At 50.1% G+C, this 18,160-nt stretch carries 17 protein-coding genes; all 17 read left to right on the top strand.

The annotated features are described in order from the left end of the window. Window positions 1–5 precede the first annotated feature (5 nt). The 17 genes from AC0YNS_RS21235 to argH all read left to right on the top strand — a co-directional run bounded on the left by AC0YNS_RS21235 (window position 6) and on the right by argH (window position 18,016). Entirely contained in the window at window positions 6–680 is a 675-nt protein-coding gene (locus AC0YNS_RS21235) for an acyltransferase (RefSeq protein ID WP_475782973.1), read from the top strand. A gap of 216 nt (window positions 681–896) precedes the next feature. After that, complete coding sequence (locus AC0YNS_RS21230; RefSeq protein WP_475782972.1) at window positions 897–1,289, top strand: flagellar protein FlaG; 393 nt, start codon at window positions 897–899, stop codon at window positions 1,287–1,289. A gap of 27 nt (window positions 1,290–1,316) precedes the next feature. Further along, entirely contained in the window at window positions 1,317–2,885 is a 1,569-nt protein-coding gene (gene fliD, locus AC0YNS_RS21225) for a flagellar filament capping protein FliD (RefSeq protein WP_475782971.1), read from the top strand. 15 nt (window positions 2,886–2,900) lie between these two features. Then, complete coding sequence (fliS, locus tag AC0YNS_RS21220) at window positions 2,901–3,287, top strand: flagellar export chaperone FliS (protein WP_475782970.1); 387 nt, start codon at window positions 2,901–2,903, stop codon at window positions 3,285–3,287. Between the two features lie 5 nt (window positions 3,288–3,292). Beyond that, window positions 3,293–3,634, top strand: a complete 342-nt coding sequence (gene fliT / locus AC0YNS_RS21215) for a flagellar protein FliT (protein WP_475782969.1) — start codon at window positions 3,293–3,295, stop codon at window positions 3,632–3,634. Between the two features lie 198 nt (window positions 3,635–3,832). Further along, window positions 3,833–4,030: a cold shock domain-containing protein gene (locus tag AC0YNS_RS21210; RefSeq protein ID WP_090575545.1), complete on the top strand. Its 198-nt coding sequence runs from the start codon at window positions 3,833–3,835 to the stop codon at window positions 4,028–4,030. 222 nt (window positions 4,031–4,252) lie between these two features. After that, complete coding sequence (gene hpf / locus AC0YNS_RS21205; RefSeq protein WP_475782968.1) at window positions 4,253–4,798, top strand: ribosome hibernation-promoting factor, HPF/YfiA family; 546 nt, start codon at window positions 4,253–4,255, stop codon at window positions 4,796–4,798. A gap of 235 nt (window positions 4,799–5,033) precedes the next feature. Then, window positions 5,034–7,541, top strand: coding sequence for a preprotein translocase subunit SecA (secA, locus tag AC0YNS_RS21200; RefSeq protein WP_475782967.1), 2,508 nt, complete (start codon window positions 5,034–5,036; stop codon window positions 7,539–7,541). 57 nt (window positions 7,542–7,598) lie between these two features. Further along, window positions 7,599–8,715, top strand: a protein-coding gene (prfB, locus tag AC0YNS_RS21195; RefSeq protein ID WP_475782966.1) for a peptide chain release factor 2 whose coding sequence is annotated in 2 segments (ribosomal slippage) — window positions 7,599–7,670 and window positions 7,672–8,715 — 1,116 coding nt in all. Because the reading frame shifts where the segments join, the coding sequence is not laid out codon by codon here. Between the two features lie 115 nt (window positions 8,716–8,830). Next, complete coding sequence (locus AC0YNS_RS21190) at window positions 8,831–9,736, top strand: YitT family protein (protein WP_475782965.1); 906 nt, start codon at window positions 8,831–8,833, stop codon at window positions 9,734–9,736. A 142-nt stretch (window positions 9,737–9,878) separates the two neighbouring features. After that, on the top strand, window positions 9,879–10,928 hold the full coding sequence (argC, locus tag AC0YNS_RS21185; protein ID WP_475782964.1) for an N-acetyl-gamma-glutamyl-phosphate reductase: 1,050 nt from the start codon (window positions 9,879–9,881) through the stop codon (window positions 10,926–10,928). A 55-nt stretch (window positions 10,929–10,983) separates the two neighbouring features. After that, window positions 10,984–12,225, top strand: coding sequence for a bifunctional ornithine acetyltransferase/N-acetylglutamate synthase (argJ, locus tag AC0YNS_RS21180; RefSeq protein WP_475782963.1), 1,242 nt, complete (start codon window positions 10,984–10,986; stop codon window positions 12,223–12,225). Between the two features lie 42 nt (window positions 12,226–12,267). Next, the gene (gene argB / locus AC0YNS_RS21175) at window positions 12,268–13,056 is read left to right on the top strand and encodes an acetylglutamate kinase (RefSeq protein ID WP_475782962.1); all 789 of its coding nucleotides are present in this window, start codon (window positions 12,268–12,270) and stop codon (window positions 13,054–13,056) included. 19 nt (window positions 13,057–13,075) lie between these two features. After that, the gene (locus tag AC0YNS_RS21170) at window positions 13,076–14,290 is read left to right on the top strand and encodes an acetylornithine transaminase (protein WP_475782961.1); all 1,215 of its coding nucleotides are present in this window, start codon (window positions 13,076–13,078) and stop codon (window positions 14,288–14,290) included. A 21-nt stretch (window positions 14,291–14,311) separates the two neighbouring features. Then, window positions 14,312–15,268 carry an ornithine carbamoyltransferase gene (gene argF, locus AC0YNS_RS21165; protein ID WP_475782960.1) on the top strand — a complete coding sequence of 319 codons (957 nt, stop codon included), beginning with the start codon at window positions 14,312–14,314 and terminating at the stop codon, window positions 15,266–15,268. Between the two features lie 62 nt (window positions 15,269–15,330). Beyond that, window positions 15,331–16,569 (top strand): argininosuccinate synthase, encoded by a 1,239-nt coding sequence (locus AC0YNS_RS21160; protein WP_475782959.1) that lies wholly within the window; start codon window positions 15,331–15,333, stop codon window positions 16,567–16,569. Between the two features lie 31 nt (window positions 16,570–16,600). Beyond that, entirely contained in the window at window positions 16,601–18,016 is a 1,416-nt protein-coding gene (gene argH / locus AC0YNS_RS21155; protein ID WP_475782958.1) for an argininosuccinate lyase, read from the top strand. The last annotated feature ends 144 nt before the right edge of the window (window positions 18,017–18,160 follow it).

Below are 18,160 nucleotides of genomic sequence, written 5' to 3'. Positions count from 1 at the left end.
CTACAATGGCGAACGATTTACCTGACAACATGTTATATTTCGGAACCGGTGTTAGTTTGGGGAATAGCATTAATATTTCAAATGGCAGCAAAGTTTGGATTGGTAATAATGTAACGCTAGCACATCAAGTACAATTAATTTGTAGTTCAGTAGGCAATCAAAATGAAAAATTAGGGATCAAAATCGGTGATAGAACGTTAATCGGATTGAATTCAATTATTGAATCGTTCAATCAGATTCTAATAGAAGAAGATGTATTAATTGCCCCGAGAACTTATATATCTGATTCACAGCACGAATATGGAAACCCACAGATCCCTATCAATCGTCAAGGGATCCAAAGTAAGAACAATGTACTTACAATTAAACGCGGAGCTTGGATTGGTCATTCTGCTACGCTAATTGGGAATATCACAATTGGGCATGGAAGTGTAGTTGGAGCGAATGCTGTAGTGAATTTTGATGTTCCATCGCATTGTGTCGTGTTTGGCAATCCTGCGCGAGTCTTGAAGTTATACTGTTATAGACAAGAAAAATGGATTAAACCTCAATCAGGAGAAGAACTTGTCAGTGTACTAGAGAATAGAGGAGTATTCAACGGATATGATGACAAGTTTATTGTCGAACAACTGAAAGAGGAACTTTCGCAGAAGTTGAGCGAATTTCATGAAATATCGTAGTAGATTAATAAAATAAATAGGAATATAGAAGGGGATAATTCAAAACCTTCTTGAACAGAGTATCCCTTGAGAAAAAAAGAGATCCTAGATTATCTAGGGTCTCTTTTTGTTTTCTATCTAAGCTATTAGTCCTACATACATTTTTTCACTAGGCTATACAGGTTTGCTCTTATTACACCGATATAAGAAGTAATATAACTTCGGGAGGAAAGCGTTATGAATACGAATTTGCCAATCAGCAATTCTGTTCCCATAAGCAGTCCTATAACTACTACTGCCAGCGATCGGCAAGTCGTGTCAGATCAGCAGCCGAGTGCTGCGCCTGCGCTTCAGAATGCAAGGGAATTAAAGCAAGCGGAGAACACCGGCGTAAAGGTACCGCTCGGCGAAGAAATGTTGATTAAAGCGATTGAGAAAGCGAACAAAGCGGTTATGGGTGTGGCGACTTCTTGTGAATTTTCGATCCACGAGAAAACCAAGCAGATTATGGTGAAAGTTGTCGAGAAGGATACGGGAAGACTCATTCGAGAAGTACCGCCGGAGAAAATATTGAATATGGTAGCCGCAATGTGCGAGAACGCCGGAATTTGGATCGATGAACGGAGATAGCAGCGTCAGAAGGAGGACTGTAACGAAATGGTAATGAGGCTTAATGGAATGGCATCAGGCATGGATATCGACACCATCGTCAAGCAACTTATGACAGCTGGTAAGGTACCGGCAGATAAGCTGAAACAGCAGAAGCAGAACGTGGAATGGCAGCGTGACGCTTACAAGGATTTAAACAAGAAATTGCTTGATTTCCGTAATAATAAAGTCTTTAATTTCAAAGCCGATCGAACATTAGGAGCGAAGCTGACAACGATTAGCGGCGATAATCAAGTGTTTACGGCTACCGCTAGAGCAGATGCGCCGATAGGTACAACATCTATTAAGGTTATGGCACTTGCAACTTCGGCTAAGATGTCGGGAACCGATATCCGTCAAGCTCCTGCTGTTCCAACTGATCCCGCTTTCGATGCATCCAAAACGCTCGAAGATCAGAAGGCATTACTGAAAGTAACTCCTAATGTAGGCGCCGGAACGGACTATTCCTTCAAAATTAACGGAACTCAGATCGATGTAGATACGAGTGTGGATTCGCTCAATGATGTGATCTCTCGTATTAATAAGACGACGAATGTGAATGCTTTTTACGATTCGTACACGGGACAAATTGGTTTTACGACGAAGGCGACAGGGATAAATGCAGATATTAAGATTACGAATGATACAGGTGGTTTTGCTGCTAATATTCTAAAATTGCCTGCAACAAGTGCTACAGGCGAGAATGCCAAACTAGAAATCAACGGAATTGCGACAGAACGCGAGAGCAACTCGTTCACCGTCAATAACATGGATATCGTTCTGAAGCAGAAGAGTGTCTTTACGGGAATAGCAGGACAAGAAGCTGATCCTACCAAATATGTAGCTACTTCCATCGGGGTATCCACGGATACGAACAAGATTGTCGATTCGATTAAGACCTTCATCGCCGACTACAATGATGTACTGAAGACTTTGCAGGACAAAGTCGGAGAGAAGAAGAACCGCGACTTCCAACCGCTGACCGAAGATCAGAGAAAAGACATGAAAGAGGACGATATTAAGCTTTGGGAGACTAAGGCAAAGACAGGGATACTGCATAACGATAGTATTTTTACGTCAACTATTGCTTCCTTGCGGACCGTCACTTCCACTGTTGTAAATACAGGCAATGCTAACTATACGACCCTATCGTCCATCGGTATTGGATCAACCAATTATCTGGATAACGGTAAGATCTCTATATTAGATGAAGAGAAGCTTAAGACAGCCATTGAGAAGGATCCGGATGCGGTATTGGCGCTATTCTCGGCTGCCGGCAATGGGGATGCGGATGAGTCGGATGTCGGGATTGTTCAGAAGATGTACGGTAACCTGAAAGGCACGCTTGAGAATCTCTCCAGCAAAGCAGGTACATCCTTATTCTCTGACGAGGTCTTGAAGTCGGACAGCATTATGGGTAAACAGCTCTCCAAGCTAAATGACCAAATTACAGCGTGGAACCGTCGTTTACTGGACATGGAGGACAGATATTACAAGAAATTTACCGCGATGGAGACCGCGATCAGTAAGTTGAATTCCCAATCGTCTAGTCTGATGAGCTCTATTGGGGGCCAATAATAGGAGGAACCGTTGATGCTGCAAGCACAGAAGAATAGATATCTCGACAACTCCGTCCAAACAGCTTCACCTGCACAGTTGCTGATTATGCTTTACGATGGCGCCATTCGATTCTCGAAGGCTGCCATTCTGGCAATCAAAGAAGGTAAGAATGAGGACGCTCATCGTAATCTTGTGAAGGTTCAAGATATCGTTGCGGAGTTCGAAATTACGTTGGATCGCAAATCGGAGCTGGCTGACGGATTGTTGAAGCTGTATGAATACTTCAAGAATCGTCTACGGGAAGCGAACCTGAAGAAAGACGTAGCACCTGTTGAGGAAGTGCTCGGTTATTTAACGGAACTTCGCGAAACATGGGTAGCCGCAGCCAAACCGGTGGCAAGCGTTCAGAGGAGCTCATAATTGGTATGGAAGCCTTAATAGAACTAGAGCAGTTAACCTTGCAGCTTGTAGCGGACATCCACGAAGTGACTGTTGAACAGATTGAAGACTTCCTGGACAAAAGAGGAAGCATCATTGAGGCGATCCAAGAGCAATTTGCACTTCATCCGGCCGACAGCACCAAGCAACAGCAGGTGAATCGGATTCTTAGCTTCGACTCTCGCATTCAGGGGCGTATGGAAGAGCTTAAGAATGAAGCAACCCTAGGCATGGATAAATTCAACCGTGCCCGCGTTCAACGGGACGCCTATGGCGGCGGAGGGGCATACGGTACGGACAACAGTATGTTCTTCGATGAGAAGAACTAGTGATACGATGTTATATCGATGAAAAGCACCCCTTGAGGGTGTTTTTTTTGTGGATGGCGAAAAAATTAAACCAATGAAATCAATAATGTATTCGCTTACAAAAATTTATTGACAATATTGTGAAGTGGGTGTTATATTCGATTTGTGGGCCACGCCTAGTGATCTCGCAGCTATTTGAAGATGAAGGGAATGTTCTCAATGCAAGGTAAAGTTAAATGGTTTAACGCAGAAAAAGGTTATGGTTTCATCGAGACAGAACAAGGCGGCGACGTATTCGTACATTTCTCCGCAATCCAATCCGAAGGTTTCAAAACTCTTGAAGAAGGCCAATCCGTAGAATTCGACATCGTCGAAGGCGCGCGTGGTCCTCAAGCTGCAAACGTTACTAAACTGTAATCATACCGCTGTTAAGCGGCCACATAATAAATGGTACGCGCTTAACCGAATGATCGGCAGAAGCCCTGGGCAACCAGGGCTTTTTCTTATGTTTACCCACTAATCTACTTCTAGAATCTTGCAATTATTAAATTATTAGATATTTCACAAAATACAGAAAATATCTTTGAGATCGCCCACATAGGATGTTATAATAAGACTATGTAAAAGGAGGAATGCCACATGAAATACAACATTCGAGGTCAACACATCCTGGTGACAGACGCCTTGCGCGAATATGTCGAGAAGAAGCTAAGCCGCCTAGAAAAGTATTTTGAAGAGCCGTTCACCTCCGAGACAAACGTTACAATGTCAGTTACGAAAGGCAAGCATGCTATTGAAGTCATGATTCCACTCTCGAACGCGATGCTCAGAGCAGAGGAGAAGAGCGAGGATATGTACGCTTCCATTGACTTGGTAGTGGACAAACTGGATCGTCAGATTCGCAAACATAAAACTAAAATCAACAGCCGATATCGCAAAGAAAGCGGCATTCGCACGATGTTCAAAGACGACGGCGCAGCCGTTCGGGTACTGGAGGAGGAAGAGGACTACGAGCTTGTTCGAACGAAACGCTTCCTATTAAAGCCGATGGACGTGGAAGAAGCGATTTTGCAAATGAACATGGTGGGACACAGCTTCTTCATGTTCGCGAATGCGACAACCAAAGAAGTGAATGTTGTTTATAAACGCAGCGACGGACGATATGGATTAATTGAAGCAGACTAATATGGATCACATCGGGCCCTGGGAAACCGGGGCTCTTTTTGCATAAGGGCGGGAATGTTGCTCACTTAACCGGCATATAATGGAGACGCCGCTCGGGGCAACCGGCAAGAAATACAGGATGACAGCGGGTTTGCGTGCGCAATCCAGCTTCTGGCTCAGGGGGCCGACATTGCGGGAACTGCCGCAAACTGATACAATTTATGCAAACAGGCGTAACAGACGAAAGGGGAAGACCATGCTCGGACTTGTAAAGAAATTATTCGGAGACGCCAACGAACGTGAGATTAAGCGTCTAATGCGTACCGTGGAGGAAATTAACGGCCTGGAGCCGCAAGTTTCCAAGTTGTCAGATGATGGACTTCGTGAGAAGACAGAGGAGTTTAAAGCACGTCTCGAGAAGGGCGAAGATATTGATACCCTGCTTCCAGAGGCATTTGCAGTTGTTAGAGAAGCTTCCAAACGCGTTCTGGACAAGCGCCATTACGACGTACAGCTGATCGGCGGTATGGTGCTGCACGAAGGCCAAATTGCTGAGATGAAGACCGGTGAAGGTAAGACGCTCGTCGCTACCCTTGCTGTTTATTTGAACGCGCTTCTGGGCAAAGGCGTTCACGTCGTTACGGTTAATGACTACTTGGCTACGCGTGACAGCGAGCAAATGGGTCAGCTCTATAAATTCCTAGGCTTAACTGTCGGTGTTAACCTGCATGGCCTCAATCATGATGAGAAGCAAGCAGCCTACGCATGCGATATCACATACGGAACGAACAATGAGTTTGGATTCGACTACTTGCGTGACAACATGGTTCTGTACAAAGAACAAATGGTACAGCGTCCGCTTTATTATGCCATTATTGATGAAGTCGACTCCATTCTTGTCGATGAAGCTCGTACACCGCTCATTATTTCCGGTCAGGCGGCTAAATCGACGGAGCTTTATTTTGCAGCGGATCGCTTTGCGATTCGTTTGAAAGTGGAAGAAGATTATACGGTTGACGTGAAGGTGCGTTCTGTAACATTGACGGATGCAGGCGTTGAGAAAGCGGAGAAAGCATTCGGCATTGAGAACTTATTCGATCATGCCAATGTTACGCTCAACCATCACATTCAGCAAGCGCTCAAAGCGCATGTTATTATGAAACGCGACGTAGACTACGTGGTACAAGAAGACGAAGTTGTCATTGTCGATGAGTTTACAGGCCGTCTAATGGCTGGCCGCCGTTATAGCGATGGATTGCACCAAGCGATCGAAGCGAAAGAGCAAATTAAAGTACAGAATGAGAGCATGACGCTCGCTACGATTACATTCCAGAACTACTTCCGGATGTACCGCAAGCTGTCCGGTATGACAGGTACAGCGAAGACAGAGGAAGAAGAATTCAAGAAAATTTACGGTCTTGAAGTTATTCAAGTGCCGACAAACCGGAAGAATATCCGTGATGATATTGCGGATGTTGTTTATAAGACAGAGAACGGCAAGTTCAAAGCGGTGGTTGAAGAGATCGTTAATCGCCACAAGAACAAACAGCCCGTGCTCGTAGGTACAGTTTCCATCGAGAACTCCGAGAAGCTCTCCGAGCTGCTGAAGAAACGCGGCATTACTCACAAAGTACTGAACGCGAAGTACCATGCAGAGGAAGCCGAAATCATTTCTCGCGCGGGTCAATCCGAGTCCGTTACGATTGCAACGAACATGGCTGGCCGTGGTACCGATATTTTGCTTGGCGAAACGGTTGATGGTGTTGGTGGCTTGCACATTATTGGTACGGAGCGCCATGAGAGCCGTCGTATCGATAATCAGCTGCGCGGTCGTGCCGGTCGTCAAGGGGACCCGGGTTCCTCGCAGTTCTACCTGTCGCTTGAAGATGAGCTTATGCGCCGTTTCGGCTCTGAGAACATCATGGGGATGATGGAGCGTCTTGGTTTCGAAGAAGACCAACCGATCGAGAGCCGTCTGATCTCCCGTGCGATCGAATCTGCGCAGAAACGCGTAGAGGGCAACAACTTCGATCAACGTAAAATCGTCTTGCAATACGATGACGTAATGAACCAACAGCGTGAAATTATCTACAAGCAGCGCCGCGAGGTACTCTTCTCCGAGAACATTCGCGAAATCGTGCTCGAGATGATCAAGCCGGTTATTGCGAAGATCGTAGAAGCTCACTGTCCGTCTGATGATGTACCGGAGAACTGGGAGCTGCAAGAAATCGTGGATTATGCGGAAGGCAATTTCCTGAACGAGGACAGCATCACGAAAGAAGATCTGTGGGGCAAAGAGCCGGAAGAAATCAATGATTTCTTGTACGGCAAAGTGATTGAGCTCTACGATCAGCGTGAAGAAGGAATCGGTCATGAAACGATGCGTGAATTCGAGAAGGTTGTCGTGCTGCGCGCAGTAGACAGCAAGTGGATGGATCACATCGATGCGATGGATCAGCTTCGTCAAGGTATCCACCTTCGTGCATACGGCGGTACAGATCCGCTGCGTGAATATCAATTCGAAGGCTTCGAGATGTTCAAGGAAATGATTGAGCATATTCAAGAAGAAGTCACCAAATATATCATGAAAGCACATGTGGAGAACAACCTGGAGCGCCAAGAGGTAGCGAAAGGTCAAACGGAGTCCGGCGGAAGCAGCGAAATGCAGCAGAAGCGTCCGGTTCGCAAAGAAGAACGCGTGCGCCGTAATGATCCGTGCCCGTGCGGCAGCGGCAAGAAATACAAGCAATGCCACGGACAATAAGCCTGCCTAGTGCATAAGGTAGGGCAACGAAGTTAATTTTGAGGTGAAGCGACCGTCATGATAGATATAACGATGAAACAAGATCTGCGTGAAATGGCGAAGCGTCTCCAAGAACTCAGGGGGTCTCTTTGACTTAGATATTAAGCAAGAGATGATTCTCAATTTCGAAGAGAAAATGAGTGCTCCGGGCTTCTGGGATGACAATGAACGTGCACAGACCACCATCTCCGAGATGAACGCCGTCAAATCCGTCGTCGATCAATTTGAACGGATGCAAAGTGAGCATGAAGATCTGCAAACGATGCTGGAGCTGGCGGAAGATGAAGGCGAAGATGCCGGCCTCGAGGCGGAATTGAAGCGTAGTGTTGCGGAGCTCGTTGGCAAAGTGAGCGAGTTTGAGCTTCAACTGTTGCTTAATGAGCCTTATGACAAGCTGAATGCCATTCTTGAGCTGCATCCCGGCGCGGGCGGCACGGAGTCGCAGGACTGGTGCCAAATGCTGTACCGGATGTACACACGTTGGGCAGAGAAATCCGGCTTCAAGGTAGAGCTTCTGGATTACCTTGCCGGGGACGAGGCGGGCATCAAGAGCGTAACGATTTCCGTCAAAGGCCATAATGCATACGGGTATTTGAAGGCGGAGAAAGGCGTTCATCGTCTTGTGCGAATCTCGCCTTTCGATGCTTCCGGTCGGAGACATACGTCCTTCGTTTCCTGTGACATTATGCCGGAGATTGACGATGACATTGAAATTGATATCCGTTCAGAGGATCTCAAGGTCGACACGTACCGGGCCAGCGGCGCGGGCGGTCAGCATATCAACAAGACGGAATCGGCCATTCGGATCACGCATATGCCTTCGGGTATCGTCGTTTCCTGCCAGACGCAGCGCTCGCAGATTCAGAACCGTGAGCGTGCGATGCAGATGCTTCGCTCCAAGCTTTACGAACGTAAGATTGAAGAGCAGCAGAAGCATCTGGCAGAAATTCGCGGCGAGCAATCCGATATTGCTTGGGGCAGTCAAATCCGCTCCTATGTGTTCCATCCGTACAGCATGGTCAAGGACCATCGCACGTCGGTGGAGACAGGCAATGTCGGCGCGGTGATGGACGGCGATCTGAATATGTTTATCGATGGCTACTTGCGCAGCAAGATCCGTCATGAAGAGCAATAATGAAGGGCTAGTAAGAACGCGTGCATAGCCTGGAGTAAGAGTTCCTACACTACTATGTGTCGGAACTCTTTTTTGTGGATGAATGGATGTTACCTATAGAAGGATGGGGTCAGCAATGAGTTTGCAGCAAGAACAAGGGATGAAGAAGCTACATAGAGAAAATCGAAGACTAAGAAAACCATTGGGGCCCAAGAGTGAAGCGGCGCTCAGCGTGGCGCTGCTGCTTGTCGGTTCTTTTCTGATCGCCATCAGCTTCAACATGTTTCTGGTACCGCTTGGTATTGCATCCGGTGGTGTATCGGGTATTTCCATCTTGGTCAATCGCGTATGGGATATCCCGCCTGCTTATACACAGTGGGCACTTAACGTGCCGCTCTTCTTGGTGGGACTGTGGCTGCTCGGCAAACGCTTCGCACTGAAGACAGCACTTGGCTCCTTCTTGCTGCCGCTGCTTGTTTTGTTCACTTCCGATTGGCAGCCACCTACGGATAATGCGATGCTCGCATCCATCTATGGCGGGATTGGCGTCGGGGCAGGACTTGGCCTTGTTTTCAGGGGACGAGCTTCGACAGGCGGTCTTGATCTGGCGGCGCAGCTGCTGCATCGTTTCACCGGTGTGCGGCTGGGGCTGGCAGTAGCGTGCTTCGACGGTCTCGTCATTGCCGCAGCGGGGATTATCATCGCGCCGGAAAATGCACTTTATGCACTGGTAGGCTTGTTTGTAACAAGCAAAACGATCGATTTTGTACAGACAGGGCTTGCTACCTCGAAGGTTGCCTTCATTATTTCGGACAAGCCGGAGGCGATTACGCAGGTAGTGCTCCATGATCTGGATCGCGGATTGACCAAGCTGGATGGGCATGGCGGTTATACGGGCGAAGCGCGTACCGTGCTGATGGTCGTTGTCGGACAAGGCGAAGTGTCGAAGCTGAAGGGGCTCGTGAGGACGGCAGACCCCTATGCGTTTGTTATTATTAGCGATACAGCCGAGGTGCTGGGGGAAGGCTTTCAATTGCCGTAAATTTGCCGCAAATATACGTATTTTTTACGTTGAATTATTATGAATACGTATGTATAATAATACAAAGTGTTAGCTATTTCCTCTATCCCCCTGTTCGTGTACAATGGATAGCTAGGAAGGATATGGATGGGAGAGAACGGACATGAGTAAAGCAGTGAAAGCAGCGATTATCGGATCAACAGGGTACGGCGGCGTTGAGCTTATCAGGCTTCTGGCCCACCATCCGCAAGTAGAAGTGACTTCTGTCATTTCATCGTCGAGCGCAGGTGCGCCGATTGCGGAAGGGTTCCCGCATTTGACCGAAATTTGCACAGATATTCTTGATGACGTTAATCCGGCTTTGATACGAAGCAAAGCTGAGGTTGTTTTTATAGCAACTCCACCGGGCATTGCAGCCCGGCTTATCCCTTCGCTTCTGGCGGAAGGGCTGAAAGTGATTGATATTTCCGGTGACCACCGGCTTAAATCTCGCAGCGAGTACGAGACTTGGTATAAGAAAGAGCCTGCGGAGCAGCAGTACTTGGATCAAGCCGTTTACGGTCTATGTGAAGTGTATGGCGATGCTGTGCAAGGCGTTGATCTTATTTCCAATCCGGGCTGTTTCCCGACCTCGGCACTGCTTGGATTGATTCCTGCGGTACAAGAAGGCTATATCGATCATTCCACCATTATTATAGATGCCAAATCCGGTGTTTCCGGCGCAGGTCGCGGAACCAGCGTAGGCAATCACTATCCGGAAATCAATGAGAACTTCAAGGCTTACAAGATCAATAAGCATCAGCATATTCCGGAGATCGAGCAAGTGTTGTCGGATATTGCAGGCGAGAAAGTACTGACGACGTTCACGACCCATTTGGTTCCGATGACGCGCGGTATTATGAGCACGATCTATGCGACCGTTAAAGATGGTCACAGCGTTGAGGACTTTATTGCGTTATACAGCAATTATTATGAAGGTCGTAAATTTGTCCGTATTCGCAAGAACGGCACATGGCCGGCAACCAAAGAAGTATCAGGCTCCAACTACTGTGACATCGGCTTCTCCGTAGATGAGCGTACAGGGCGCATCACGATTGTGTCGGTTATTGATAATCTTGTGAAGGGTGCTGCTGGGCAGGCCATTCAAAACTTGAATTTGATGATGGGCTGGGACGAGGCGCTAGGCCTTAACTTCGTGCCGATGTACCCGTAAAGAGGAGACCTCTGGTCAACTCAGCATTCATCCAAAAAGGAGACGCGATTGAACAATGGGACAGGGGAACACATCACCAACCTATATCGTCGTGCCGGAAGGCTCTGTTACGACACCTAAAGGTTTTAAAGCCGCCGGCTTGCATTGCGGCTTGAAGAAGACGACGCGCCATGACCTTGGCGCAATCGTATGTGAAGTGCCTGCTGCGGCAGCAGGCGTGTACACGACGAACGTGTTCCAAGCGGCACCGATTCAGGTGACACGCGAGAGCATCGGCGCCGGCGGCAAGCTGCGCGCGGTCATCGTGAACAGCGGCAACGCGAATGCGTGCACAGGCAAGCAAGGCGATGCGGATGCCTATGAAATGCGCAGCGCATTCGCTGAAGCTATCGGCGTACCTGCCGAGCAGGTGGCGGTTGCTTCTACCGGCGTCATCGGCGAGCTGCTGAAAATGGACCGCGTACGCGGTGGCATTGCGGAGCTGCCTGCACGATTGGCAGATTCCTATGCTGCGGCAGATGATTTCTGCCAAGCGATCCTGACGACGGATCTCGTGAAGAAGGAAGTCTGTGTTTCCGTGACCGTAGACGGCAAGATCGTACATATTGCCGGCGCATCCAAGGGAAGCGGGATGATTCATCCCAACATGGCGACGATGCTTGGCTTCGTTACTACGGATGCGGAGATTGGAAGCGAAGCGCTGCAGACTCTGCTGCGCCAAGTAACGGACGTAACCTTTAACATGATTACTGTTGACGGCGATACCAGCACGAACGACATGCTTGTAGCGATGGCTAGTGGTTTTGCAGGCAACGAAGAGCTGCATGCGGGTCACGCTGATTATGCGGCGTTCGCAGATGGACTCCGTTATGTGTGCGAGGTGCTGGCCAAAGCGATCGCGCGTGACGGAGAAGGAGCAACGAAGCTTGTTGAGGTGCAAGTGCGCGGAGCGGAATCGAATGATGCGGCGCAAGCGATCGCGAAGACCGTTATCGGCTCTTCGCTCGTGAAGTCCGCTGTATTCGGCGCAGATGCGAACTGGGGCCGTATTATTGCGGCTGTAGGACGCGCAGGCGTACCTGTGAATCCGGAGACAGTCGACATCGCGCTAGGCGATATCGTGACGCTTACGCAATCGCGGCCGATAGCTTTTGACGAAGAAGCGGCACTTGTTTACTTGAAAGGCGACACGGTTGTCATTCATGTGGATCTGCATATGGGTGAAGGCGTGGCAACAGCTTGGGGCTGTGACCTCACTTATGATTATGTCCGTATCAACGCGGCATATCGCACATAGCAACGGGCAGGATTTCGGGAACGAAGGGAACGGACGAAACCTATGGAACAGCGGTTTGTGATGAAATGCGGGGGCAGCACGCTAGCGGCGCTTCCGGCTTCTTTTTTCGAAGATTTGAGGAGTTTGCAAGAACGCGGCGTTAAAGCCGTCATCGTTCATGGGGGCGGCCCGGCTATCTCGGAAACACTTGGCAAGCTGGGAATCGCCAGCGAATTCGTGAACGGCTTGCGCAAAACAAGCGACGAAGTGCTGGACGTTGTGGAAATGGTGCTGGCAGGACGGATCAACAAGGAAATCGTCCGTCGCATCGGTCTAAGCGGTGCGAAAGCGCTCGGCTTGTCCGGTGTTGACGGCGAGCTTATCACGGCTCAGCCTGTGGCGAACGCAGACGAGATCGGTTTTGTCGGTGATGTAACGGATGTAAATGCAACGATTATCGAAGGCGTCATGGGCATGGGCTACATTCCCGTAATCGCGCCGATCGGCATCGACGCGGCAGGACAACGCTACAACATCAATGCAGATACGGCAGCAGGTGCTGTTGCTTCGCATCTGGGTGTGGAGCAGATGATTGTGGTAACGGATGTGCCTGGTATCCTGAAGACGGTAGACGGAGAGAAGCAAGTGCTCCCTACTGCAACCGTGGATGAGATCGAAGAGATGATTGCAAGCGGTGAGATTTACGGAGGCATGATTCCGAAGGTTCGCGCAGCGATCGCATGTATTCAAGGACGCGTGAAGGAAGTCGTCATCGTTAATGGCGACGTACCGGGCGTACTCAGCAAGGCTGTTCTCGAAGGCGGCATTGGAACAAGAATTATACAATCTTAATTATTAGTGGGGTGAACGAATGATGAGCGATATGAACAAAGGTACAGAAGCAGCTGGCAGCTCGCTATTTCCGACGTATGCAAGATATCCGATTTCACTTGTGAAGGGTGAAGGCAGCTGGCTCTGGGATGACAAAGGGAACAAATACTTAGATTTCATGGGCGGCCTGGCCGTAACGAATCTGGGTCATGCGCCGAAGCAAGTGAAAGAAGCGCTTGTGAAGCAGCTCGATGAGCTGTGGCATGTATCCAATCTGTTTCACATTCCGAATCAAGAAGCGGCAGCGAAGGTGCTGACGGACAACAGCCATGCCGAAGCCGTGTTCTTCTGCAACTCCGGCGCGGAAGCCAATGAAGCGGCAATTAAGCTTGCCCGCCGTTACCATCAGAAAGTGAAGGGCAACGGTCGCTATGAAATCATTACGTTCGCCCAATCCTTCCACGGCAGAACGCTGGCAACGTTGACGGCAACGGGTCAAGAGAAAGTAAAAGAAGGCTTTGGGCCGCTTCCTGAAGGGTTCCGCTACATCCCGCTGCATGACATCGAAGCGCTGGAAGCGGCAATTACCAATAAGACGGCTGCTATCATGATCGAAATGATCCAGGCAGAAGGCGGCGTAATTCCGGTTGAGCCTGCGTTCGTGCAGCATTTGGCTAAGCTTTGCAAGGAGCGCGGTTTGCTCCTTATCATAGATGAGATTCAAACAGGCATGGGTCGTACCGGTAAGCTGTTTTCGTTTGAGCATTACGGGATTGAGCCTGATATCTTCACATTGGCCAAAGGACTGGGGAGCGGTTTCCCAGTCGGCGCTATGCTGGCCAAAGGCGAGCTGATCGAAGCGTTCACAGCCGGCAGCCACGGCTCGACGTTCGGCGGGACTCCAATTGCTACAGCTGTCGTGAAGGCGACGGTAGAGACGATTATCAGCGAGAAAGCACCGGAGCGTGCGGCTGAGAGCGGCGATTACCTCGTGGGGCAGCTGCGTGAGAAGCTTGCAGGCAACCCGTTTGTGAAGGACATTCGCGGCAAGGGACTGATGATCGGCATCGTATGCAGCGGTCCGGTTGCGAATATCATCGCTGAAGGCCAGAAGCGTGGTTTGTTAGTCGTTACAGCAGGTCCGGACGTTGTCCGTTTGCTGCCTAGCCTAATCGTTTCGCGTGAAGAAATAGATCAAGCGGTGAGCATTCTGACCTCGATTTTTGCGGATCAAACGGCTCCAGCGCAGCTGTAGAAAGAAGGGAGAACCACCCACATGTCACAATTGTTGACCGAAGAACTGGCAATTGGCCTCAAAGGCCGTGACTTTATCGGCTTGGCTGACTATACGCCTGCGGAAGTACGCTACCTGATCGATCTGGCGATCGAGCTGAAGGGCAAGCAGAAGGCCGGCGAAATTTATCACCCGCTGAAGGGCAAAACCCTCGGCATGATTTTTGAGAAATCATCCACGCGTACGCGTGTTTCCTTTGAAGTCGGGATGTACCAGCTCGGCGGGCATGCGCTGTTCCTTAGCCGTAACGATCTGCAGATCGGCCGCGGGGAGACGATCTCCGATACGGCGCAGACGCTGTCGCGTTATCTGGACGGCATGATGATCCGCACGTTTGCGCACCGTACGGTCATCGAGCTTGCTCGTGCAGCTACCGTGCCGGTCATTAACGGCCTTACAGATCTGTCGCATCCATGCCAAGCGTTGTGCGATTATCAAACGGTGCTCGAGCATAAGGGGCGCCTTGAAGGACTTAAAGTGGCGTACATCGGCGATGGCAACAATATGGTGCACTCCTTAATGATGGGCGCAGCGAAGCTCGGCATGCATATTTCGGTGGCGACGCCGGAAGGCTACGAGCCGGACGCTGATGTTGTAGCGTTGACGAAGGCGAGCGCAGCCGAAACCGGCTCGCGCATTCATGTGTGCCGTGATCCGAAGGAAGCGATCGCGGACGCTGATGTCGTTTACACGGACGTATGGGCGAGCATGGGCTTTGAGGCGGAACAGAAGGAGCGCGAGCTGGCTTTTGCCGCGTATCAAGTGAATGAGGATCTGGTTCGCTACGCGAAGAGCGACTATTTGTTCATGCACTGCCTGCCAGCGCATCGCGGCGAGGAAGTAAGCGAAGGCGTTATCGATGGCAAGCAATCGATTATTTTCGATCAGGCTGAGAACCGTCTGCATGCGCAGAAGGCGATCATGGCTGCAATTATGTAGGGCAACGAACATTACGCGGGACTTATAGCATTCAATTCACAATAGGGAGTGTTGACTGAATCATGGCGAAGGAAAAAATCGTGCTGGCTTACTCGGGCGGTCTGGATACGTCTGTTATTCTAAAATGGCTCAAAGAAACCTACGATGCGGAAATTATCGCATTCACAGCGGACATCGGACAAAAGGATGAGCTGGATGGTCTGGAAGCGAAAGCGTTGGCTACAGGCGCTTCCAAAGTGTACATCGATGATCTGCGCGACGAGTTCGCGGAAGATTTCATCTATCCAATGTTCCAATCCGGCGCACTCTATGAAGGTCAGTACCTGCTGGGTACTTCCATCGCACGTCCGCTGATTGCGAAACGCATGGTGGACATCGCTCGCGCTGAAGGCGCAACAGCTATTGCGCACGGCGCAACAGGCAAAGGCAACGACCAAGTTCGTTTCGAGCTGACGGCTGCTGCACTTGCTCCGGACATCGACGTAATCGCTCCTTGGCGCATTGAAGCATTCCGTGAACAATTCCCGGGACGCGCTGAAATGATCGCATATGCAGAGAAGCACAACATTCCGGTTCAAGCGTCTGCGGCTAAGCCGTATTCGATGGACCGCAACCTGCTGCACATCAGCTTTGAGAGCGGCATGCTGGAGGATCCTTGGTTCGATCCAAGCAGTGACGAGAACAAAGGGATGTTTGTCTTGTCCGTGTCCCCTGAGGACGCGCCGGATCAAGCTGAATATGTGGAGCTTACCTTCGAAGCCGGCAATTGTGTCGCAGTTAATGGAGAGAACCTGAGCCCGCTGCAAGCAATGGAGAAGTTGAATGAGCTTGGCGGCAAGCACGGCATCGGCCGTGTTGATATGGTGGAGAACCGTTTCGTCGGCATGAAGAGCCGCGGTGTATACGAGACACCGGGCGGTACGATTCTATTCTCTGCACACCGCAAAATGGAGTCGCTCACGATGGACCGCGACGTCATGCATTTGCGTGATTCCCTCATTTCCAAATACGCATCACTCGTATATAACGGCTTCTGGTTCGCACCTGAGCGTCTGGCGCTGCAAGCGCTCGTACTCGAAAGCCAGAAGAACGTAACAGGCGTTGTTCGTCTGAAGCTGTACAAAGGCAATGTAATCGGTGCCGGCGTGAAGAGCCCGGTCAGCTTGTACAATCCGGATATCGCAACGATGGAAGCGGATCCGTCCAAAGCGTATGACCAAGGCGATGCAACCGGCTTTATCCGCCTGAACGCGCTGCGTCTGAAAGTTTCCTCCGGCGTGGAGCAGAACAAGCAGCAGTAAGGCAAGCGAAACGATAAAGGAGTGCACCTGTGTGAGTAAATTATGGGGCGGCCGGTTTACGAAGAAAACCGACCAACTGGTAGAGGAATATACGGCATCCATTTTATTTGATAAAGAGCTTGCGGAAGAAGATATTCAAGGCAGCCTGGCACATGTCACGATGCTGGGCAAGCAGGGCATTCTGCCTGCAGACGACGTGGAGAAGATCATTGATGGCCTGCATCGCGTCTTGCAGCGCATCAAGCGCGGCGACATTGAATTCTCCATTGCCGATGAAGATATTCACATGAACATCGAGAAGACGCTGATCGACGATGTGGGTCCGGTTGGCGGCAAGCTGCACACTGGCCGCAGCCGCAACGATCAGGTTGCGACGGATATGCATCTGTACCTGCGCAAGCGGGTCGTGGAGTTCGTTGATCTGCTGCAGAAGCTGCAAGCTGCGTTGGTGCAGCAAGCTACAGCAAACATTGATACGATTCTGCCCGGTTATACGCATCTGCAGCGTGCACAGCCAATCCTGTTCGCGCATCATATGATGGCCTATGTTTCCATGTTCGGCCGTGATATCGAGCGTTTGCAGGACAGCTACAAACGGGTGAATACATTACCCCTCGGAGCTGGCGCATTGGCAGGAACGACGTTCCCGATCGATCGTCATTTCGTAGCGAGTCAGCTGAAGTTTGACCGCGTCTACGAGAACAGCCTCGATGCGGTAAGCGACCGCGACTTCATTCTGGAATTCCTGTCGCATGCATCCATCATCATGATGCATCTCTCGCGTCTAAGCGAAGAGTTCATCTTGTGGTCGAGCACCGAGTTCCACTTTGTTGAGCTCGACGATGCATTCTGCACAGGCAGCAGCATTATGCCGCAGAAGAAAAATCCGGACGTGCCGGAGCTTGTTCGCGGGAAAACAGGTCGCGTTTATGGCAACCTCGTTGGCTTGCTGACTGTACTTAAGTCACTGCCGCTTGCTTATAACAAGGACATGCAGGAAGACAAAGAAGGCATGTTCGATACGGTCCGCACGCTGCAAGGCGCGCTGCAATTGTTTGCCCCAATGGTGGCAACGATGAAGGTGAACAAGGACCGGATGCGTCAAGCCGTCAATCAAGACTTCTCGAACGCGACCGATATCGCCGACTTCCTGGTTGGCAAAGGTCTGCCGTTCCGTCAAGCGCATGAAGTCATCGGCAAGACGGTATTGTACTGCATTCAGCAGGGCAAATACTTGCTGGATCTCACGCTCGATGAGTTCAAGCAGTTCTCTTCGTTGTTCGACGATCGCATCTATGAGGTGCTGCAGCCGGAGAATGTTGTCAATGCACGCAACGTCTACGGCGGCACGGCCAAGACGCAAGTCGTCGAAGCCATCGCCCGCGCGGAGCAAGACCTGGCCGCAACAGCGGAATGGATTACCGAATACGCGGAGCGCAGCCGCTAAATAGCAAACAGGCCGTAATTTCAAGTAGACTATACTACTTGGCTTTACGGCCTTTTTTGTATGCTATTTAGGTAGGAGGAGCTGCCTCAGGCTATCGGCGGCCTCGCTGTTGAGCGGGCACGCTAGAAGAGAGGTAGGTAGTAG

Source organism: Paenibacillus sp. J22FR21, assembly GCF_056269135.1.
This window is presented reverse-complemented; position numbering and strand designations above follow the sequence as displayed.